Source organism: Dehalococcoidia bacterium (genome assembly GCA_022449765.1).
Taxonomy (GTDB): Bacteria; Chloroflexota; Dehalococcoidia; order Lucifugimonadales; family Australimonadaceae; genus UBA2963.
This window is the reverse complement of record JAKUPZ010000001.1, coordinates 154,333-175,627: the sequence shown is the minus strand read 5'-3', so window position 1 is coordinate 175,627 and position 21,295 is coordinate 154,333. Positions and strand designations below refer to the sequence as shown.

Genomic DNA, 21,295 nt, shown 5'->3' with positions numbered 1-21,295 from the left:
CCGACGTTCAAGTTGCTCTGCGACGTTACGCGCAACTAGCAGTGCATCAAGTTCGGGTTGTCTGATTTCTAAGACATTCAAACGAACCCTATTGACACCAGATGCACCTTCAACAGCTTTGCGCAATTCGTCTACGCGTTGACCACCTCTGCCGATAACGATACCAGGACGTGCAGTATGGACATTAACTGTAACGTCCTGCGCACTACGCTCAATCTCGATTTTAGATATACCTGCCTCGGCATATCGTGTTTTAATCACATCACGAATACGCCAATCTTCAATCACATTCGCTGAATAATCTTTCCGATTGCCTGCAAACCAACGCGATTGCCAATCTTTTATTACCCCGAGTCTAAACCCAACCGGATGCGTTTTATGTCCCAATTCTTACCCCTTCTCATCCACAACAATAGTTATGTGGCTTGCTTGCCGCTCTACACGACCAACACGACCCCTTGAACGGGCTCTAAATCGCCTCATCTTAACCGCCTGGTTAGCAAAAGCAGAAACAACAATCAGCCGAGTTGGATCTAAACCATCATTATTTTCTGCATTTGCAGAAGCTGATTTAAGAAGTGATGAAACCTCTTCAGCTGTTGAACCGGGCTGGAATTTTAACTCATCAAGCACAGTTGGGACGGGTCGCCCTTGGATAGCACGCAACAAAGGGCGTACCTTCTTTGGCGAAACTCCAACTTGCTTAGCTATAGCACGAACTGACATATTAACGCCTCACCGAAGATTGTCTTTCAGATTTAGAAATATGGCCTCGAAAAGTCCGTGTAGGAGCAAATTCTCCTAGCTTATGACCCACCATGTTCTCCGTTATGAATACTGGAATATGACGCCTACCGTCATGGACGGCAATAGTCATTCCTAACATCTGAGGCATTATTGTAGATGCCCGCGACCAAGTTTTTATAACAATTTTGGCATCCGACCCCTGAGCGCGAGTTACTTTCTTCGCCAATTTAGGATGCACATAAGGACCTTTTTTAATAGAGCGGGACATCTAGCGCTTCCTCCTATCACGAACAACAAATACATCCGTATGAAAACGACGACGTGTTTTGGGACCTAATGCCGGTTTACCCCAAGGTGTCTTAGGATGCTTCATTCCCACACCAGCGCGTCCTTCACCACCACCATGAGGATGATCGTTAGGATTCATAGCCGAACCTCTTACTTGAGGTCTCCTACCTAAATGTCGCGCACGGCCAGCTTTACCTAATTTAGTATTCTTATGCTCGGGAAATCCCACTTGCCCTATAGTTGCTGAAGCTGCGCTAGGTACTCGACGTGTTTGCCCTGAAGGAAGCCGAAGCGTAGCAAATCGCTTATCATCGCTTAAAGCCTGGTAAGCGGCTGAAGTTCCAGCTCCTCGACAAATTTGACCACCTTTACCCGGCTGAAATTCTATATTGTGCACAGTTGTGCCCAGAGGCATGTCAACCAGCTTCATTGAATTTCCTGGGCGTACATCTGCATCAGGCCCCGACATCAGTGCATCGTTCACTTTTACTCCATTTGGAGCCAAAATGTAGCGCCTTGCGCCGTCTGCATACAGTAAGAGCGCAATCCTTGCAGAGCGGTTAGGATCATATTCAATAGATTCAACTCGGCAAGGTATTCCGATCTTATCGCGTTTGAAATCTATATCCCGCCAAGTCCTTTTCGCACCGCCACCTCGATGGCGAACAGTCATTTTCCCTCTTACGTTTCTACCGCCGGATTTACTAATTCCCTTGGTAAGAGGCTTATGAGGTGATCGCCGTGTAATTTCAGCAAAATCAGGACGAACAGCAGCTCTAACGCCCGGACTAGTTGGTTTTAAGCGTTTTAAAGGCATCTCTACGCTCCCTCAAACAATTGGATTGTCTGCCCAGGAGCGACAGTGACAATAGCTTTTTTTGTTGCTGACGTTCTCAACCATCGGCCATTACGAAGACGGCGATTCTCACCGGCATTCATAACAATATTCACATTTGTTACGCTCACTTCAAACGCCCGCTCCACAGCTTCACGAACCTGCGTTTTATTTGCACGAGGCATAATCTCAAAAACATATTTGTTCTGTTCTTGTAAGACTGTGGATTTCTCAGTAATTATAGGCCTCTTTAAAACTTGGAAAACATGCATCAGGCAGCAGCCTCCTTACGAACACGTCTTAAGTCTGACCACAGAGTATCAACTGCCTTAACCGCCTCCGGACTTACTAGTACGGACTGGAATCTCAATAAATCAAGAACGTTTACAAGCTCCGCTGAAACAGCCTTCACACGAGGCAGGTTGCGCACGGTTCGATTCGCATTAGAAGATTGCCCAGTTACTACTAGCACTGAACCTGAAACTCCTAGTCCAGTCAGTGCATCAGACATAGCTTTTGTTTTTTGTTCAATAGTATCGAGCCCTTCAATCACAAAAAGTCTTTCACTTGATACTTTCCCTGAAAGCGCAACTCGAATAGCTTGGCGGCGCATCTGCTTAGGCATTCTCTTACGATACGAGCGAGGAGATGGTCCAAAGGCCACGCCTCCACCTCGGTGATGAGGAGACCTCCAAGAACCTTGTCGTGCCCGACCGGTACCTTTTTGCGCAAACGGCTTACGGGTTGTGCCATGAACCGCTCCGCGTGTCAGGGTATTACTTGTCCCTTGTCGCTGGTTCGCGGCATAAAACACCATAGCTTGATGTAATAATTCAGGATTTTCCGATACCCCAAAAACAGTGTCACTAACTTCTAGCTGACCTGTCTTATTACCAGTGAGGTCATACTGTGGCAATAGCATCAGTTGGCCTCCTTTTCTTCACTAGGTTCATCAGCAACTGCAGCTTCAGGCGTTTCTTCTTCTACTGCCTCTGTCGCAGCAGACTCTTCCGCAACTGCAGCTTCAGGCGTTTCTTCTTCTACTGCCTCTAGGATTTCAACGGGCTCGTCATTTTGTACAATTTCTTCTGCTAGAACACGGTCAGCTATCGGCGCTCCATGAGCGTAACGCACCATAACCATGGTATTTCTGGAACCCGGGACAGGCCCTCTTACCATCAGTAAGTTACGATCTGTATCTACCAATTCAACTCTGAGCCTTTTTATTGTCTTTCGTTTATCGCCCATGTGCCCGGGCATTTTCTTGCCTTTTAAAACTCTACCTGGATCAGTACCGGCACCAATGGAACCCACTGCCCTACCTCGGTCGCCCTGTCCATGCGTCGCCTTACCACCTTTGAATCCCCAACGGCGCATACCGCCTTGAAAGCCACGGCCTTTTGTGGTCGAAACAACATCAACAAGGTCTCCAGGCTGGAATTGCGAAACTGTAAATTCCTGTCCTACTTCAAGACCTGAAGTATCATCCGCTTTGAATTCTCTTAAATGACGTGAACGAGATTCAGCCTTAGATAAGTGCCCTAAAGCAGGTTTGTTTAAAAGCTTTGCGTTCCCGTAACCCAACTGGACTGCTTCATAGCCATCACGTGCCTGAGTCCTGACCTGCGTAACAACGCAAGGACCAACTTCGAGCACAGTCACAGGGACAACCTTCGCTTCAGAAGCGAAAAGATGTGTCATTCCTATTTTTTTACCTAGTAATCCTTCAATCATAACCCTACAACTTTATCGAAATATCAACGCCTGCAGGCATCTGCAAGCGAGTTAATGCATCAACTGTTTTGGAATTAGGCTCAAGTATATCTACGAGACGTTTATGCGTACGGAGCTCAAAATGCTCACGTGAATCTTTGTCAACGTGAGGCGAGCGAATAACGCAAAATCGCTTGATTCTGGTTGGCATAGGAACGGGGCCAGCAACTGCAGCCCCTGTACGTTCAGCAGCTTCGACTATCTGTACGGATGATTGATCCAACAGTTTATGATCAAAAGCACGAAGAATAATACGAACCTTTTGACTCGGTACTAGATTTTGCGCATTTGAAGTTTTTGCTTTCGCTGATTGCTCAACCACTGCTTTCTCCCTATTCGTTCTTAAGCTCCACGAGCGACAATTGCTTGCACTGCTGACTCTGGTGCTTTTTCATATCTTCCAAATTCCATAGAATAGCTTGCTCGACCTTGGCTTGCAGATCTTAGGTCAGTAGCATATCCAAACATTTCTACAAGAGGTGCATCAGCATCAACCGCCTGAATATCACCTTGGGCTTCCATCGATTTAATCCGACCACGACGACCATTTAAATCACCCAGAATCTCACCTAAGTAGTCACCTGGAGTAACTATCTGCACAGCCATTACAGGCTCAAGCAATATGCTCCCAGCCTTCCTGAGTGCTTCTTTCAAAGCCATCGAGCCCGCAATTTTAAAAGCCATTTCTGAAGAATCAACCGGGTGGAAAGAACCATCTACTACGGATACTTCGACGTCCATGACAGGATACCCAGCAACTACTCCAGTACTCAGAGCCTCTTCCGCTCCTTTACCCACTGCAGGGATATATTCTCTGGGAATTGCCCCACCCACAATCTTATTATTGAACTTAAACCCGGTCCCAGGCTCTCTAGGTGTTATCTCTAAAGTACAATCACCAAACTGTCCACGACCACCGGTCTGTCGAATAAATTTACCTTGCGCACTAGCTGGCTTAGTGATCGCCTCTCGGTAGGCAACCTGAGGCCTTCCAACGGCAGCCTCTACATTAAATTCACGACGTAAACGATCTACCAATATCTCTAGATGTAATTCCCCCATGCCAGACATAATTGTTTGACCAGTTTCTTGATCATATTTAACTCTGAATGTAGGGTCTTCTTCGGCCAGTTTAAGCAGCGAATCAGTAAGTTTATCCTGTTCTGCTCTCGTTGCTGGCTCTATAGCAACCGATATTACAGGTTCTGCAAATCGAATAGTTTCCAAGACAATAGGCTGTTTCTCATCACATATCGTTTCACCGGTAAATGTGTTCTTCAGTCCAACCGCTGCGCCGATTTCTCCAACCGAAATGCTATCAGAATCTTCGCGGTGATTCGCGTGCATAAAGAGGATGCGGCCCATACGTTCTTTAACGCCCTTGGTGGCGTTATAAACACTGGAGCCTGCTTTCATTGAGCCTGAGTAAACTCGGAAATAGACCAAACGACCCGCATATGGATCAGTGACTATCTTAAATGCCAATGCTGAAAACGGCTCACTTTCGTCAACTTTTCGTTCAATTTCCTCTTCGCTATCGGGGAGCGTTCCAATAATAGCGGGGACATCTAAAGGCGAGGGTAAATAATCTAAAACAGCATCAAGGACTAGCTGGACACCAAGGCTCTGCAAAGCAGATCCGCATACTACTGGAACAGCAAGGTTAGAAATGGCTATTCGCCTAAGAGCAGCTTTCAGTTCCTCAGGCGACGGTGTCTCTCCTGTCAAAAACTGATCCATAACTGCTTCATCATTCTCAGCAACAAGTTCTATCATTTGTGCCCGAACTTCAGCGATTTTCCCTAAAAGATTTGAAGGTATTTCACCTTCATTGAGTTCACCAGGAGCACCAGATTTATCAAAAAACCAAGCGGTCTCATTAACCAGGTCAACAACGCCTTCAAATTGATCCTCTGCACCAATTGGATACTGTACTGGAATAGGAATAGCGCTTAATCTTTGGCGTATAGAATCCATTGTCTTCTCGAAATCTGCGCCCATCCGATCCATTTTATTAACAAATGAAATACGAGGTACTTTATAACGATCCGCCTGACGCCAAACCGTTTCTGACTGTGGCTGAACTCCTGCGACAGCATCAAAAACTACCACTCCACCATCAAGCACTCGAAGGCTTCGTTCTACTTCAGCAGTAAAATCAACGTGCCCTGGAGTATCAATAATATTAATCTGGTATCCCTTCCATTCAGCACGGGTAGCTGCCGAGGTAATAGTTATTCCCCGTTCGCGCTCTTGGGCCATCCAATCCATGACTGCAGTGCCGTCATGAACTTCTCCAATTTTGTAAGTCCGGCCAGTGAAAAAAAGCACACGCTCAGTTACGGTAGTCTTACCCGCATCAATGTGTGCAATAAATCCAATATTACGTACTTTGCTTACGTCTGCCATTTCAATTACCACCGATAGTGGACAAAAGCTCGGTTAGCTTCCGCCATGCGATGCATCTCCTCACGACGTCGCGCTGCAGCACCTTGGCCACGAGACGCATCAATAATCTCCGCTGCTAATCGGGAGCGCATAGGCTGCCCACCCCTAGCTCTTGCAGATCTAATCAACCAACGCATAGCTAACGCGCTGCGTCGGCGCTCCGGAACTTCCACAGGTACTTGATAGGTTGCACCGCCGACACGACGTGGTTTCACTTCTACTGTAGGTGTAACATTTCGAAGAGCAGTCTCAAAAACTTCCATGGCATCGCGATTGGTTTCAGATGCAACCTGATCTAGCGCCTGGTATACAGCACGCTGCGCAACTGTTTTTTTGCCATTCAACATCACACGGTTGATAAAGCTCGAAAGCTGAACACTACTGTGGCGCGGGTCAGCCAAGGGCACCCGCCTCTCTGCTCTACGTCTACGTGACACTACGTTCTCCCCTTCATCCTTACAAATACAAAGCTCCATGCTTTAGATGCACAGAGCCAAAAATCATTCCCGTAAGCGGGAGTCAAGCTAGCTAGGAACGCTTAGTTCCATATTTACTCCGCCCCCGTTTCCTTCCATTGACTCCAGTTGCGTCCAAAGCGCCTCTGATAATGTGGTAACGCACGCCAGGAAGGTCTTTAACACGCCCACCTCTAATCAATACTACTGAGTGCTCCTGCAATGTGTGCCCTTCTCCGGGTATATATGCAGTCACTTCCATCCCATTAGTCATGCGAACACGAGCAACTTTCCGCAAAGCTGAGTTCGGCTTCTTCGGCGTGACCGTACGAACCTGAACGCAAACCCCCAATTTCTGAGGGCTTCCGCTGCCTCTGTAAATACGGTTACGTAGGGTGTTACGAACAAAACGCAAAGCAGGAGCCTTTGTTTTCTTAGTAACTCTCTTACGTCCATGCCGGACTAATTGATTTACGGTTGGCATTGTTTTTGCTTACGCCTCATACAAAAAATACGCGCCCAACAGAACGCGAACTTTTAAATTCTATAGTTATTAGAGGTTATTGTCAATTTAATTTACAGCTGTTTCTATGGCATTAATGTCCTTTAGGACCTATCGTATGATTAGGGTATAAAACCTTAAACATGAGCAGGATTAGATGAAACGCGAAGACAATTCGTTCAAAATATATACAAAGCAGGGTGATGAAGGCAAAACAGGCCTTTTGTACGGAGGGCGAATCTCCAAAAGCGACTTACAAACCGAAGCTTATGGAACCACTGATGAAGCGGTCTCGTGCTTAGGATTAGCACGGGCTCTTTCAAATGAGGCACTACTTAAAAACATCACTAAACGAATACAAAAAGAGCTCTTTACCGTTGGGGCAGAACTCGCAACCCTACGTAGTGAATATGACACTTTTCTGAAGCACTTTAGCGTAATTACAGAAAAGATGACTTCGTCCATTGAGGATGACATAGACTCTCTGGAACGTCAGATAACTTTGCCACGCAGCTTTATCATCCCAGGGGCTTCTGCTGCGTCAGCAGCATTCGACTTAGCTAGGTCTACTATACGTAGAGCCGAAAGGCGTGTGGTAGAAATGAATAATCAAAATATGATCGAAAATCAAGAACTTCTAAAATATTTGAATAGAGTTTCAGACTTGATCTTTATGATGGCAAGGTACGAAGACAGGAATCTACCATTCGAAATACTCACTGGAGAGAACGATTAATTTGCGTGAAATAGCCATTATTGATTACGGTGCAGGCAACCTAAGGAGCGTCCAGAAGGCCTTTGAGAAAATTGGCCAACAAGCTTTTATAGCGTCGGATAAATCAGGGATTGAAAAATCGGCAGCCTTGGTTTTCCCTGGCCAAGGGTCATTGCCTAGTGCTCTTCAAGGCCTTGAAGAGCGCAAATTGATCTATCCTATTTTGGATTGGATTAAATCAGGGAATCCTTTTCTAGGCGTCTGCCTAGGTTTGCAATTTTTGCTAGATCATTCGGAAGAAGGTAACTGCGCGGGCTTAGGCGTTGTGCCTGGATCAGTGAAGCGGTTTAATCAAGTTGGGAAAGTCCCTCATATGGGATGGAACTCCGTTGAGCTAATAGGGGCCCATCCTATATTTAAAAATGTGGATACAAGCAATCAATTTTATTTCGTACATTCCTATTACGCCGAAGTGACCGACAAAAAATGGCTAAAGGGTACAACTCGATATGGCGTGGAATTCTGTAGTGTTTTGGCGCATGAAAATGTCATTGCCACGCAATTTCACCCTGAGAAAAGCGGGACAATCGGCTTAAAGCTTTACGAAAATTTTGCAGAAAGCATGGTGCGTCAGAAATAGTTTGGAAATTATACCTGCAATCGACCTTCGTTTTGGTGCTGTCGTGAGGCTTTTTCAAGGCAATTACGAAAAGCAAACTACTTTTAGTGATGACCCAATACCAATTGCAAAATCCTTCGAGACTGCAGGCGCCTCCAGATTACATTTAGTAGATCTAGATGGCGCTAAAAATGGTTCAGCTGAACAGCAAGACACCATTAAAAAAATTGCTCTAACCATAGATATCCCTATAGAACTGGGTGGAGGACTGCGGACACTATCTGAAATTGATGAAGCTTTAAATTACGACAATGTCGATCGAGTAGTTTTAGGAACTGCCGCTATAGAAAACCCTCAATTAATTGCTCAAGCTTTAACAAAATATGGCAATGAACAAGTGGTTGTTGGAATTGATGCGAAAGACGGTAAAGTTGCAATATCTGGATGGACTCGTAAAAGTGCTATCTCATCAAAAGAACTCCTTGATCAAATGATTTTTTCTGGAGTAAAGCGTTTCATCTATACCGACATCTCGCGCGACGGCACTTTAAGTGAACCTAATTTTCAAGCTTTGGAGCAATTAATCACTCATGCTTCGAAGCAAGGGGATAACCACATCATAGCTTCAGGTGGCATTGCTAATATTGAGCATCTGAATATCCTGCAAAATATTGGAGCCGAGGGAGCTATCATTGGCTCAGCAATATACAAAGGGACACTGGATCTTAATGAAGCAATAGGCTTACTTGGTAAGTGACATCCCTTAGTTCATCTGAGTATGATTAGCCTGTAAATTCCGATAAAAATACAATTGCAGGCGTAAACCCCAATGAATCAACCTAGCTCTTTCAGAACATCAGGCGCGACATATATTGCGACAATTGCTATAGGTCATGGATTGAAACATTGGTACATTGCTGCCTTTGCAGTATTCCTTCCATTAATCGTAGAGGAATACGAAATTACTGCCGCAGGGCTTACCGTAATTGGTCTTATAAGGCAATTTGCAGGAGGATTTCCTAATTTTTTTGTCGGATATGCATCTGACAGGCTCCGTAATTATTGGCATTTAATGCTCCCTGCATCTTTCTTTTTCGCTGCACTGTTTATGATGCTTTCAGGTAGAACCCCTTGGCTATGGCCTATAGTCGCTTTTGCTTCGCTGGGAGGTGTAGCTGCATCATTCTGGCACCCACCTGCAATATCGATGCTTAGCACCAGATTCCCCCGCAGAAGAGGCATGGCCATTGCATTTCATGGGTCTGGATCCGGTGCAGGCGAAGCCCTTGGGCCATTGGTAGTAGGCTTTATTCTAGTAACCTGGCTCGCTGATGATTGGCGATTCTACACCCTTATCAGTTTCATGCCTGCAATATTAATTACTGGCATTATTTACTGGCTTTTAGCTGGTGCAAAAGCGCCGGAGCCCGAGGTACCTACTCGTTCAACTAAATTGATCGATACTGTTGGGCTTTTAAAGTACCCGGTTTACACAAGCCTAGCCTATGCTAATTTCACAAGATCCTTCTCTCATTTTGGATTGTTAAATTTTATGCCAGTCTATCTCGCTCAAGATCTGGGAATGGATAGTTTTGGCGTAGGCTTTCATGTTTCACTTCTGACGCTTCTAGGAGTTGGGCTTGGCCCTTTACTTGGATATTTTTCTGATCGAATAGGACGAAGAATACCTATAGTTGCAGCGATGGGCGTCATAGGCATTAGCATGCTAGTGATAGGTATGACGGGCGATGGTATTGCTTTAACCTTAAGCCTTGCATTGGCTGGATTATTCCTATGGTCTAGTCAAGATGTAATCAATGCTACCGCTATGGACGCTGCTCCTGAGGGCTTACAAGGATCAACTGTGGGATTAATGTTTCTGAGTAGCCTTTTAGGCGCTGCTATCGGAGTGGTAATTATGGGTTTCGTTGTAGAAATTACTGACTCTCTAAAATCAATTTTCTGGCTAGCAGGTGCTATCGCAACGCCTGGAATGCTTATATTTTTATTCGCGCCGCTGAGAAGAAACTCCTGAGAACCACGCATTGGAGGACCTTGCAAATATGAGTGAGCGTAAATTTTAAAATGGAACAACCAGAAATCTTACAGATAAATTCAAGGAAGCTTACGGATTTCATCTCTAAAATCGTCAAGTCCTTAGAAACTCCTGAAGGCGATGCAGAATTTATTGCAGCAGTTCTGGTGGAGGCAGATCTTCGAGGAGTAGACTCTCATGGGGCTACAAGACTAGCTGGGTATGTCCAAATGCGTGACAACGGCTACCTAAATCCTCTTGCCGACATTCGTATCTTAAGCCGAAATAATGCCTGCACTCTGATTGATGGTGATAATGGGTTTGGCATGTTAGGAGCGCGATTAGGCATGCAAACTGCTATTGAACAAGCTAAAGAAAATGGCATAGGAATGAGCGTTGCACGCAATATGACCCATACAGGCCTCGTCGGCTATTACACAATGACTGCCGCTCATCAAGGTTTTATTGGCATAGCAATGAACAACGGTCCTCAAATTGTCCCAGCTTTTGGCGGCACCACTCCGCTACTTGCAACAAATCCGATCAGCTTCGCTTTTCCAGCTGAAAAAGAAGACCCAATTGTTCTAGACATGGCCACTTCCATGGTAGCAGCAGGGAAATTACGAATAGCAGAAAAAAAAGGAACACCCATTCCCCTTGACTGGGGGTTAGATCAAAACGGGGAAGCAACGAGCGATGCTGCAGAAGTATTAGCCAACGGCTATCTACAATGGGCTGGGGGTTACAAGGGATTCGGTCTAGCTACAGCTATAGAGATTCTCAGTGGAGTTTTATCTGGTGGGAGTTTCGGGACAGATACACCTCCTTTAAAAAATTTTGGGGCGGACCCTTTAGTATCTAGTGGGACATACATCGCTATTGATATCCAACGTTTCATCGCGCTAAGCGAATTCCAAACTCGAGTTGATAGCCTAGTACAAATGATTCACGCTTCAGCGCCGAGCCCAAAAACTTCTCGCATTTATGCTAGCGGAGAATTGGAATTTGAGCGTAAACGCGAGAGATTAAAAAATGGTATCCCTATGAGCAGCGCAGTATATTCAGAGTTAATCCATTTAGGAAAAAGATTTAGCGTCGAACCGAGTTTAGTATAAGCCGACGAGTTTTTAGGAGGCAGTCGAAATGCAAAAACACCAGACAATAATGAAGCCAACGTCAGCTAAAGACGATCCAAATTTATCCGACTATCAAAATACTCGCGAGTCATTTGATTGGTCAGATGTCGAGAAAGAATTAGATTGGCTACCTAACGGTGGGTTAAATCTCGCATACGAAGCCATTGATCGTCATGTTGCCAAAGGTAATGGTGAGAAGCTTGCGATGATCTGGGAAGGTAAGAATGGTGAAAAAGAGACCTACAGCTACGATCAAATGCGAATAGAAACTAATAAATTTGCCAACTCACTGCTTAATTTAGGAGTAAAAAAAGGAGAACGTGTCTTCACTTTCATGGAACGAATCCCAGAAATTTATTTTGCTGTTTTTGGGACCTTAAAAATGGGAGGTGTTATAGGTCCATTATTCTCAGCATTCGGGCCTGACCCAGTAAAGGATAGATTGGAAAATAGCGGAGCAAGCGTACTTGTAACTCAACCTGAGTTACTTAAGAAAATAGAAAGTATTTTCCCAAGTCTTCCTAACTTAAAACACATAATAGTAGTAAATAAAAACGGAAGATCGTCCGAGCCAGTTGCTCCAAATAATCTGGATTACTATAAATTAATGTCAGATGCGTCAGAAGAGTTCGGCCCGATCGCTACTACTCGAGACGACTACTCCATAATGCATTACACATCAGGGACAACTGGGAAACCTAAGGGTGCGGTTCATCGACACAATGCGGTTATACAACATTACCTTACGGGAAAATGGTGCCTTGATCTTCATGAAAATGACATTTACTGGTGTACTGCAGACCCAGGCTGGGTTACGGGTACGTCCTATGGCATGTCTGCGCCATGGACCAATGGAGTAACTCAGGTAATCTACGAGGGTGGATTCAATGCACGCAAGTGGTATCAAATTTTACAAGATTACAAAGTTTCTGTTTGGTATACAGCTCCTACCGCAATACGCATGCTCATGAAATCTGGTAAAGAATTACCGCAGTCTTTTGATTTATCAAATTTAAGATTTTCAGCTTCAGTGGGAGAACCATTAAACCCAGAAGCAGTCGAATGGGGCGTTGACGCAATAGGCATGCCATTTCACGATAATTGGTGGCAAACAGAGACTGGAGCAATAATGATTGCTAATTATGCCTCTGCGGAAATAAAGCCCGGTTCAATGGGAAAACCTCTACCAGGTATATTCCCTGGAATCATTGATGCTGAAGGAAATGAAAAATCAGATGGTGAGGAGGGAAATCTAGCGGTCAAAACTCCATGGCCCTCAATGTTCCAGGATTACTGGGAGCAAAGAGAAAGGTACGATTCAAGATTCGTAGCAGGATGGTATTTGACTGGAGATGAAGCTTACAGAGATTCTGACGGCTATTACTGGTTCATTGGCAGATCAGACGACGTAATAAATACGGCAGGGCATCTGGTTGGTCCATTTGAAGTTGAATCAGCACTAATCGAACATCCTGCTGTAGCTGAAGCAGGCGTTATAGGAAAACCAGATCCTATAGCTATGGAAGTCGTAAAAGCTTTTGTTTCCCTGAAAGAGGGGTATGAGCCAAGCACTGAACTTCAACGAGAATTAATGGGATTCGCTAGACAAAAACTAGCTGCAGCAGTTGCACCACGTGAAATTGAAATAATTGATAGCTTGCCAAAAACTCGAAGCGGGAAAATTATGCGTCGGTTATTAAAAGCTAGAGAATTGGGACTTCCGGAAGGGGATACTTCAACGCTTGAGGAAGATTAAAAACTAAAAACATATGCTCAACATTCCTGAAAAATTAAACGTCCTTTTATTTATGGATCCCACCCGGGCTCCAATAGAAGAATTGAAAGAAATTAGTCCTGAACGTCTAGTAATAAATGCGGTGCCGGGTCAAGCCTTCGTAGACTCCGGAGGTATGCACCCTCCTACTTCCGGCCTTTGGAAAGAACGTCCGTGGGAAACTAATCTTTCTCAGTCTGAATTAAATGAATTGCTTGAAAATGCGCATATCCTTGTATTCACGTTGCCCTATCCGAAACATCTTCTTAATCGAATGCCGAACTTAATGTACGCACAATATCTTTTTGCTGGAATTTCTGATTTAAGATATTCAGACCTTTGGGGATCACATGTAAAAGTAGGTTCTGCAAGAGGTTTTGTGGATACCTTACCGATAGCCGAAATGGTCATTGGCGCATGCTTCTATTTTTCAAAAAATTTGGGTATCGCTACCAATCAAACTAGACTCGGTGAATTTGATGCAAAAGCATACAATCTCAAATTGATATCAAACAAAACTATCGCAATCATAGGCCTTGGCGGAATAGGCCAAGAAATAGCACGTTTGGCAAAATTACTTGGTATGAGGGTTTACGCCTCAAAGCGATCTACCTCTGAACGTTTGTACGACGTTGAAAATGTAGACGTATTATTTCCACCTAGCGATCTTAAAGAAATGCTTGCAGATTCTGATTTCGTGGCTCTATCTCCAGTTCTAACTGATGACACTCGAAGAATGATTAATGCCGAAACAATCAGTTCTATGAAAGATGGTACGGTGATATTAAATGTCGGTAGAGGTGAATTAATTGATGAGGATGCGTTGATTGGTGCCTTAAAATCAGGGAAGCTTTCTGGAGCGTACCTTGATGTTTATGACAATGAATGGGAAAAGTTACCTAAACCCGAATTAATGTCGCTTCCTAATATACTAATGACGCCTCACAATTCTGGGCATGTAGATGAGCGTGAATATCTTTCAGTAGGCATACTCAAGGAAAATATTAGTCGATTCATCTCTGGTAAAGAATTAATCAACGAGGTTGACTGGCAGCGGGGTTACTAAGATTATTTCTATACTTCGCCCAAATGGAAATCCGCATGGTATATAAACAAGGCATGAATAGATCAAAACTTAGAGAAGGATCAGGCAAAGGAAAAGAAATTGCTGATGAGCATTTCCATGAAGTGGCAGGCTCTAAAGATTTCTATGTCTACGTGACCCCCAATAGAAAGGCGAAGGGCTTCGAGCAACTACGAGATTGGCTGAGGTCACAAGGTTATTTGGTTAACGTTTCAGACCAAGCTCCACTACTGCCAGCTAAGGGGTATAAGGCCATAAAAGTTACTACTAGTGAGCCTACTCTTTCAGATGAAGCAGTAAAAAGAACCCATCGTTGGGCTCATGAACGAAATTTCCTTCACAGTTTTTTTAAGCCTCTAAACAGAGGTTCATAAATGGTAGATCGTGAAATCAGCTTACCTTTATTTTCAAGGGATGCAGCAAATAAGCCGCCCAAAGATTTACAATCAGGCATAATTGAACCACCGACTCTTAAAGGTAAGCCTTATCTAGTAATAATGGATGGCCATGCAATGGTATTTAGGTCATGGTTTGCAATGCAAAAAGCACGACCTTTGACTGTTCGTGCTACCGGTGAAGACATACGCGGTGCCTATTCATTTACGAACACATTTTTCAAAATGCTAGACGAGCATAAACCGACTCATGTCGCGATTGCGTTCGATCCTCCAGGTCCTACTTTCCGCCATGAAAAGTACCCAGACTACAAAGCCACTCGGCCTCCTACCCCCGAAGGGCTTATTCAAAATGTTGATAGAGTGAAGCAAATAATGTCAGCATTTAATATTCCTATCCTAGAAACACCGGGTTTCGAAGCTGACGATGTTATTGGCACAATTGCAACTTGGGCAGATTCAAACCAAATAGATACTCTAATACTGTCAGGTGATACCGATCTATTACAATTAGTCTCACCTCACGTAAGAGTTTCACTTACTACAGGTTTTGGAGACACGAAGATATATGACGTTGCAGGAGCATCCGAAAGGTACGGAGGGCTAGAACCCGACCAAATTCGTGACGTAAAAGCTCTGACTGGAGATACATCAGATAATATCCCAGGAGTTCCCGGGGTAGGGATTAAAACTGCAATAAAGTTAATTTCTGAGTTTAAAACTGTAGAAAATTTATTATCTAACCTAGATAAAGTTGCGCCCCCTCGAATTCAAACGCTAATTCGTGATAACGCTGATCAATTAAGAGATAGTAAAGATCTTGTAACAATAGAGCGGAATGCCCAAACAGACTTTAATTACGAAGATTCACGATTTGGCTTGTTCCACCGCGATAAGGTATTAAGTATCTTCCATGAACTCGAATTCAGTAGAATGGTTTCAAAAATCCCACAGTCCTTTGAGCAAAGGCAAACACTTGGGATTCATGAGGAAGTAGCCTCACCATTAACCCCTGATATTCCTTTAAAAATACTAGTTAGTGTTAATGAATTTTCTGATTTTATCGCCGACCTAACTAAGTCATCCTCCATCTGCTTAGAAGCCCACGGTGATGATCCCGATCCAATGCGCGCAAACTTGGTGGGGATTGCCATCTCATTAAGCCAAAAAACAGAAGCATTCTATATTCCCTTATTTAATGCTGAGCAAGAACTAACCAAAAATGAGGTATTAACTAGAATCCAACCCCACATGGAGAACCTTCCAGTAATAGGTCATGATTTGAATCATACTTTAACCTTGCTAGCAAATAATGGAGTTAATCCATCTACAGTAAAAGTTTCATTCGATACCCTAATAGCCGCGCATTTAGCCGGGCAAAAAAATTACAACCTTAAGCCCCTGATTTTCAACCGCCTCAACATTGAAGTTCTTGAATTAAATGAACTCACTGGCACGGGGAAAAAGCAAATCCCATACAGTTCAGTTCCTCTCGAAAATTTAGCTAATTATTCGGCAGCTAACGTTACCAATATAAGAAAATTAGAGTACGCACTAAAAGAAGATCTAAAAAAGCAGAATCTACATGAATACAACGACAAATATACGATCCCTGCAATCAGCGTACTTGTCCAAATGCAAGTAAATGGGATCACTGTTGATCAAGCAAAGCTCGAGGAATTAAATACAGAAATTACAACCGAAATCGCCTTTGCTCAAAAAGCTGCATTTGATGCTGTTGGCCATGAATTCAACATAAATTCACCATCGCAACTTTCAGATTTATTATTCAATGAAATTAAACTGCCTCCTGGTAGAAGAACCCAAAGCGGGTACTCTACAGACGCAGCCGTATTGGAAAATTTGCGTTCAGTACACCCAGTAATTGATCCCATATTGCGTCATCGAGAATTAAGTAAGTTGAAGTCCACTTACGTAGATGCGCTCCCTGATTACATCAATCCTCATACCAAGCGAATTCACACCACTTATAACCAAGCAGGTTCAGCTACTGGCAGGCTGGCGAGCTCAGAGCCGAATCTGCAGAACATACCTATTCGAACAGCACTAGGACTAAGGGTGCGAGAAGCTTTTGTCCCTCAAGTTCCTTCTGATTGGACTCTGCTCAGTGCAGATTATTCACAAATTGACCTTCGTGCACTTGCTCATCTTTCTCAAGATCCCGCACTTTTAGCGGCATTCGAAAATGATGAAGATATTCACTCATCCACTGCATCCTTGATATATGGCGTCCCCATAAGTGAAGTAACAAGAGATATGCGACGATTAGCAAAAGTAATGAATTTTGGCGTGGCTTATGGCCTTAGCGCATTTGGGATTTCGCAGCAAACAGAATTGTCTCGAGAGGAGGGAGCTCAATTTATCGAGTCTTATTTCTCAACGTACTCTCAAGTAAAAAACTATTTAGACAGCACTATAAATATTGCAAAAGAAAAAGGATATGTTGAAACCTTGTTAGGGCGACGACGATATGTTCCTGAATTGAAATCACCTATTTACCCAGTTCGACAGGCAGGTGAAAGAATTGCCGTGAATATGCCTGTTCAAGGAACTTCAGCAGACATAATCAACGAAGCAATGGTTAAAATCCAAAATGAACTAAACCGCAATTCTCTTAATTCGAAGATGATTCTACAAGTTCATGATGAGCTAGTCTTTGAGATTCCCACTAACGAAGAAACTACTATGCGTGACTTACTAAAGGAAATAATGCCAAATGCCCTAAAGATTAGTGTCCCTTTGAAAATAGACATTAAATCTGGAGAGAACTGGGCTTCAATGAGTTACGATTAGAAGGAGATCATATGACTGTTTATGTTCGCTATGTAGACGGTAAAGAATACACAGCAGAAAATTGGATTGATTTAGTTAATGTAATTAATAACGCTAGTATCTTTGGTCCAACATCTCCAGATGCTGAAACGTACATGGCAGGCGTACAAAGCAGGATATACGATATGTCTGGTATCCAAATTAACTTTGATAGTCCCTTGAAATTTTTTCAAGAACTCCACCGACTTGGCGAAATTACACGCATGGAAAATTATTAACGCTATCAGTCTATGCGCGCATATCCTGGTTTGGGGGTAAATCCCCTCCCAACAGCGAGATTTGTTTTTCTATTTCTTCAAGTCCTCCAAAGTTGTTATCAAGCAAAAAATAACACCGATCAACGTACATCTGCACAAGCTTAGAAGCTAACTCTGAGGGATCTTGCGCTGCCAATCGGATACGCCCGCCCCAAAATGATTCATCAAAGGTATTTGTCAGAATCCCCAATGAAGCGTCCGTGTCTTTGATTAGTGATAAATCGTTCGATTCAAGCGCGAATCGCATTGTCCCAACAAGTTTCGACATCTCTGCTAATCGATCTCTTTCATTCATGAATTCATAGAGTACACCTTGGACACTATCTTCACTTAAAGCTCCTTCAAGAGAATTATTTGAAGCTAGTGGTTCAGATCGTGTAGCCAGAAAAGATTGAAATAAAGCATTATATTCTTGAACTGCCTCTGATGTGCTTTGCATCGCGACCTGTGTTTGTGTGAGATTTATTTCACCTCCCCAAACTAAATCGTCGCCTCTAATTTCAGCCAAGTATTTCAAATATTCCTCAGACGTTACCTCTTCGGGTACAGGAGGGACCGCAAAAACATCAGTGCCCCCCATTAATAAATCATTTGCTTCAGAACCTAGTTGAGCAGCCATCAAAGGCGGCAGATATTTGCTCATGTCCATCTTGATAGGTAACAGGACTACATACGTAGCAGAAAACCCCGATGCCAAGCTCCCAAAATAAAGTATGGCGTGGCCCTTAGGTGATTGGGAGTTCCCAATTTCAAAATTAATACTCACATCGAACCTCGTTGCAATTATAGTTCTATTTCCGCTTGACAGCTAAGCCGCCACTTCATAGCCTTCAATCGGAGCGTTTCTGACTGCAAGGTAGAATCTCCCACATGCTATGCAAATACTGACTTTATTCATACAAGTAACAATATTCTTTGGCGTTTGGTTCATCTTGTCAGGACACACCGAGCCAGAATTCATTGCTTCGGGATTGTTAACCGCTACTTTAGCAATATTTATGGCAAACTGGCTTATCGCAAGCAAAAGTAGATCTTTCCCTTCCTTAGTTGGGTTAACCATGGGGACCATAAAATTTATCCTGATCTATTTACCTTGGCTACTCTGGCAAATACTACTTTCGAACTTACATGTAGCAAAATTAATTCTTCATCCAAGTTTGCCCGTCCAGCCTACGATAGTTCAATTTGAGGCATCCTTAGAATCTGAAGCAACCCAAGTCCTCTTAGCACAATCTATTACTTTAACCCCTGGAACAGTAACTATCGATACCTCTGATGGTATCTTCACAGTTCATTGCCTTTCCTCTACTACACGGAATGGATTAGTAAGTGCAGACATACACAATAAAATCGCAAAAATTTTTGGGCACCCCAAAGTACATGAAATTCAATTAATCGATATTACCGCTGAAGTAGGGCAAGCATGATGGAACTCGACACATTGGTGATAGCTGTTCTTGCAGCAGTCATTTTCATTAGCTTTTTGCTTTTTGTTCGACTCATTAGAGGCACTACCACTTTTGATCGCCTATTAGCTAGCGGGGCGGTGGGAACAAATACTGTTCTGATTTTGATTCTAACTGGCTACGTATTCAACCGGCCTGATATGTTTGTTGATTTAGCGCTTACTTACGCACTACTTAACTTCATAGGAACCGTAGCTATAGGGAAGTACCTAGAAACCCATAAGGAAGATTAACTTTGGAACTTGTAAGCAGCATACTAATTTTTCTTGGTCTAATCTTCCTCGCCATAACTGGAATAGGCTTACTTCGGCTACCCGATTTTTACACTAGGGTTCATGCCGTTTCGAAAACTGAAACATTGGGCATCACCCTAATTATCGTCGGCTTACTATTTCTAGATGCAAGCATATTACTCAGGTTAAAGCTCCTGCTGATAATAATTTTTATTACTATCGCAAACCCACTCGCTGCACATTTATTGATACGAGCAGCAACTCGTTCCGGGTTAAAGCCTTGGATTCAAGAAACCGGAAAGGAAAGAAAATGATTTGGTGGATTGAATTACTTTTGTTTGGGCTATTAATTACCTCAGCCATAGTTGCATTGCAAGTTAAAGACATGATTGCTGCAGTGGCTTCACTCTCTGTTTATAGCTTTCTCGCTGCATCATTATTAGCTCTTATGGGAGCTGTAGACGTTGCTCTAACTGAAGCTGCCTTAGGCGCAGGAGTGACTGGAGTACTACTTACCGCAGCAATAAGTGTGTTGCGACGGAGGTCAGTCGATTGAAGTGGCTAACATTTACATTTTTAACTTTTGTTCTCATTTTGCTGCTGTGGGCGACCTCTGATTTGCCATCTAGAGCAAATCCTCAATCTCCTGCTAATGTGCATCTTTCACCTGAATTCACGAAACTCACAGAAACAGAAATCCATGTCCCCAATATTGTTTCTGCAATTTTGGCCGACTTCAGAGGGTATGACACTTTAGGAGAAACCTTTGTTATTTTTACGGCTGGGCTTGCTGTTCTACTGGTACTAGGCAGTCATGGAAGAAAAAAGAAGGATCCTCGTAAAAAATGAATCAACCTTACGAAAGCACAATACTCAGATTTATTGCTAAAAACTTTTTAGTTCCACTGATGATTGTTTTCGCCGTCTATGTATTAATACATGGCGAATCTAGCCCAGGTGGAGGCTTTCAAGCAGGAGCCATATTTGCGTCGGCAATCATACTCGTTCGTCTTATAGGGGGTAATACCCAGACTAAAGGATTAAAGAGTCTCCCTATGCCGCTTTTAATTGTTGTGGCAAGCACTGGATTAGGGATATACGTTGTTACAGGCATTCTTGCTCAGCTTTTTGGAGCCAATTATCTTGATTATGCAGCTATTCCTCTGCAATGGTTTAACGAATTTGCAGGAGAGAATCGAACAAATCGTGCTATGGGAATGTGGATTATAGAACTCGGAGTATTCCTTGGAGTTGCAAGCGTACTTGTGATCATTTTTGACCTTTTATCAAAGGATCCTAAGAATGATTGAGTTGATTTCAGAACGATTCCCCTACTGGGCAACAATGTTGCTACTCATTATTGGGCTCTATGGCATGCTAGGTAAGCGTAGCTTGCTGAAAAAAATAATAGGCCTGAATATATTCCAATCCGCAATAATACTATTTTTTATATCAGGTTCGATGCGAGAAGGGGGTTCGGTTCCAATAATTGAAGGCTTACATAGTGGGGCTCATCCGCACCCTGAAGACTTCGTAAATCCATTACCTCACGTTTTAATGCTGACCGCAATTGTAGTTGGGGTTGCAATCACAGGTGTCGCTCTCAGTTTTCTAGTCCGAATTCAGCGCGAATTCGGAACCTTGGACGAATCTATTTTACTTGAAGAGGTTAGGAAGTAA

28 protein-coding genes and 1 pseudogene are annotated in these 21,295 nt (G+C 43.4%); 17 read left to right on the top strand and 12 right to left on the bottom strand.

Going from position 1 to position 21,295, the window contains the following annotated elements:
- From rpsC to rpsL, 11 genes and pseudogenes are all read right to left on the bottom strand, one after another.
- Positions 1-387, bottom strand: a 387-nt coding sequence (rpsC, locus tag MK127_00910) for a 30S ribosomal protein S3 (GenBank protein MCH2531363.1), incomplete at its 3' end; no start/stop codon positions are given.
- A gap of 3 nt (positions 388-390) precedes the next feature.
- A complete protein-coding gene (gene rplV, locus MK127_00905; protein ID MCH2531362.1) occupies positions 391-726 on the bottom strand; it encodes a 50S ribosomal protein L22 in 336 nt (111 codons plus the stop codon).
- 1 nt (position 727) lies between these two features.
- A complete protein-coding gene (rpsS, locus tag MK127_00900) occupies positions 728-1,015 on the bottom strand; it encodes a 30S ribosomal protein S19 (protein MCH2531361.1) in 288 nt (95 codons plus the stop codon).
- Entirely contained in the window at positions 1,016-1,852 is an 837-nt protein-coding gene (rplB, locus tag MK127_00895; protein MCH2531360.1) for a 50S ribosomal protein L2, read from the bottom strand. It lies immediately after the preceding gene.
- Positions 1,853-1,854: 2 nt separating this feature from the next.
- Positions 1,855-2,142: a 50S ribosomal protein L23 gene (rplW, locus tag MK127_00890; protein ID MCH2531359.1), complete on the bottom strand. Its 288-nt coding sequence runs from the start codon at positions 2,140-2,142 to the stop codon at positions 1,855-1,857.
- Entirely contained in the window at positions 2,142-2,792 is a 651-nt protein-coding gene (gene rplD, locus MK127_00885) for a 50S ribosomal protein L4 (GenBank protein ID MCH2531358.1), read from the bottom strand. The genes rplW and rplD overlap by 1 nt, the downstream gene beginning before the upstream one ends.
- 191 nt (positions 2,793-2,983) lie before the next feature.
- Positions 2,984-3,604, bottom strand: a pseudogene (rplC, locus tag MK127_00880) (50S ribosomal protein L3).
- Positions 3,605-3,608: 4 nt separating this feature from the next.
- Positions 3,609-3,965, bottom strand: coding sequence for a 30S ribosomal protein S10 (rpsJ, locus tag MK127_00875; protein ID MCH2531357.1), 357 nt, complete (start codon positions 3,963-3,965; stop codon positions 3,609-3,611).
- Positions 3,966-3,985: 20 nt separating this feature from the next.
- Positions 3,986-6,052 carry an elongation factor G gene (gene fusA / locus MK127_00870; protein ID MCH2531356.1) on the bottom strand — a complete coding sequence of 689 codons (2,067 nt, stop codon included), beginning with the start codon at positions 6,050-6,052 and terminating at the stop codon, positions 3,986-3,988.
- A gap of 5 nt (positions 6,053-6,057) precedes the next feature.
- On the bottom strand, positions 6,058-6,567 hold the full coding sequence (gene rpsG / locus MK127_00865) for a 30S ribosomal protein S7 (protein MCH2531355.1): 510 nt from the start codon (positions 6,565-6,567) through the stop codon (positions 6,058-6,060).
- A gap of 52 nt (positions 6,568-6,619) precedes the next feature.
- Positions 6,620-7,030, bottom strand: a complete 411-nt coding sequence (gene rpsL / locus MK127_00860; GenBank protein MCH2531354.1) for a 30S ribosomal protein S12 — start codon at positions 7,028-7,030, stop codon at positions 6,620-6,622.
- Between the two features lie 175 nt (positions 7,031-7,205).
- Here rpsL and MK127_00855 point away from each other — a divergent pair, with 175 nt between their 5' ends.
- From MK127_00855 to MK127_00810, 10 genes are all read left to right on the top strand, one after another.
- Positions 7,206-7,784, top strand: coding sequence for a cob(I)yrinic acid a,c-diamide adenosyltransferase (locus MK127_00855; protein MCH2531353.1), 579 nt, complete (start codon positions 7,206-7,208; stop codon positions 7,782-7,784).
- Between the two features lies 1 nt (position 7,785).
- Positions 7,786-8,403 (top strand): imidazole glycerol phosphate synthase subunit HisH, encoded by a 618-nt coding sequence (hisH, locus tag MK127_00850; protein ID MCH2531352.1) that lies wholly within the window; start codon positions 7,786-7,788, stop codon positions 8,401-8,403.
- A gap of 1 nt (position 8,404) precedes the next feature.
- Positions 8,405-9,139, top strand: a complete 735-nt coding sequence (gene hisA, locus MK127_00845; GenBank protein ID MCH2531351.1) for a 1-(5-phosphoribosyl)-5-[(5-phosphoribosylamino)methylideneamino]imidazole-4-carboxamide isomerase — start codon at positions 8,405-8,407, stop codon at positions 9,137-9,139.
- A gap of 72 nt (positions 9,140-9,211) precedes the next feature.
- Positions 9,212-10,417 carry an MFS transporter gene (locus MK127_00840; GenBank protein MCH2531350.1) on the top strand — a complete coding sequence of 402 codons (1,206 nt, stop codon included), beginning with the start codon at positions 9,212-9,214 and terminating at the stop codon, positions 10,415-10,417.
- A gap of 50 nt (positions 10,418-10,467) precedes the next feature.
- A complete protein-coding gene (locus MK127_00835; GenBank protein MCH2531349.1) occupies positions 10,468-11,532 on the top strand; it encodes an Ldh family oxidoreductase in 1,065 nt (354 codons plus the stop codon).
- Positions 11,533-11,560: 28 nt separating this feature from the next.
- Entirely contained in the window at positions 11,561-13,309 is a 1,749-nt protein-coding gene (acsA, locus tag MK127_00830; GenBank protein MCH2531348.1) for an acetate--CoA ligase, read from the top strand.
- A 13-nt stretch (positions 13,310-13,322) separates the two neighbouring features.
- Complete coding sequence (locus MK127_00825; protein MCH2531347.1) at positions 13,323-14,393, top strand: hypothetical protein; 1,071 nt, start codon at positions 13,323-13,325, stop codon at positions 14,391-14,393.
- 53 nt (positions 14,394-14,446) lie between these two features.
- A complete protein-coding gene (locus tag MK127_00820; GenBank protein MCH2531346.1) occupies positions 14,447-14,785 on the top strand; it encodes a hypothetical protein in 339 nt (112 codons plus the stop codon).
- Entirely contained in the window at positions 14,786-17,620 is a 2,835-nt protein-coding gene (gene polA, locus MK127_00815) for a DNA polymerase I (GenBank protein ID MCH2531345.1), read from the top strand. It begins immediately after the preceding gene.
- An 11-nt stretch (positions 17,621-17,631) separates the two neighbouring features.
- A complete protein-coding gene (locus tag MK127_00810; protein ID MCH2531344.1) occupies positions 17,632-17,877 on the top strand; it encodes a hypothetical protein in 246 nt (81 codons plus the stop codon).
- 10 nt (positions 17,878-17,887) lie between these two features.
- On the opposite strand, the gene MK127_00805 is transcribed toward MK127_00810, so the two are convergent.
- On the bottom strand, positions 17,888-18,682 hold the full coding sequence (locus MK127_00805; GenBank protein MCH2531343.1) for a hypothetical protein: 795 nt from the start codon (positions 18,680-18,682) through the stop codon (positions 17,888-17,890).
- Between the two features lie 109 nt (positions 18,683-18,791).
- Between MK127_00805 and MK127_00800 the strand changes: the two genes are divergently transcribed.
- From MK127_00800 to MK127_00770, 7 genes are read left to right on the top strand one after another with little or no spacing between them, the layout of a single operon-like run.
- Positions 18,792-19,343 carry a Na+/H+ antiporter subunit E gene (locus tag MK127_00800; GenBank protein MCH2531342.1) on the top strand — a complete coding sequence of 184 codons (552 nt, stop codon included), beginning with the start codon at positions 18,792-18,794 and terminating at the stop codon, positions 19,341-19,343.
- Positions 19,340-19,615 (top strand): monovalent cation/H+ antiporter complex subunit F, encoded by a 276-nt coding sequence (locus tag MK127_00795; protein ID MCH2531341.1) that lies wholly within the window; start codon positions 19,340-19,342, stop codon positions 19,613-19,615. The genes MK127_00800 and MK127_00795 overlap by 4 nt, the downstream gene beginning before the upstream one ends.
- Before the next feature lie 2 nt (positions 19,616-19,617).
- The gene (gene mnhG, locus MK127_00790; protein ID MCH2531340.1) at positions 19,618-19,929 is read left to right on the top strand and encodes a monovalent cation/H(+) antiporter subunit G; all 312 of its coding nucleotides are present in this window, start codon (positions 19,618-19,620) and stop codon (positions 19,927-19,929) included.
- Positions 19,926-20,171, top strand: a complete 246-nt coding sequence (locus tag MK127_00785) for a DUF4040 domain-containing protein (GenBank protein ID MCH2531339.1) — start codon at positions 19,926-19,928, stop codon at positions 20,169-20,171. The genes mnhG and MK127_00785 overlap by 4 nt, the downstream gene beginning before the upstream one ends.
- Positions 20,168-20,464 (top strand): hypothetical protein, encoded by a 297-nt coding sequence (locus MK127_00780; GenBank protein ID MCH2531338.1) that lies wholly within the window; start codon positions 20,168-20,170, stop codon positions 20,462-20,464. Before MK127_00785 ends, MK127_00780 begins: the two co-directional genes overlap by 4 nt.
- Complete coding sequence (locus MK127_00775; protein MCH2531337.1) at positions 20,461-20,925, top strand: cation:proton antiporter; 465 nt, start codon at positions 20,461-20,463, stop codon at positions 20,923-20,925. The genes MK127_00780 and MK127_00775 overlap by 4 nt, the downstream gene beginning before the upstream one ends.
- Complete coding sequence (locus MK127_00770; protein MCH2531336.1) at positions 20,918-21,295, top strand: cation:proton antiporter subunit C; 378 nt, start codon at positions 20,918-20,920, stop codon at positions 21,293-21,295. The genes MK127_00775 and MK127_00770 overlap by 8 nt, the downstream gene beginning before the upstream one ends.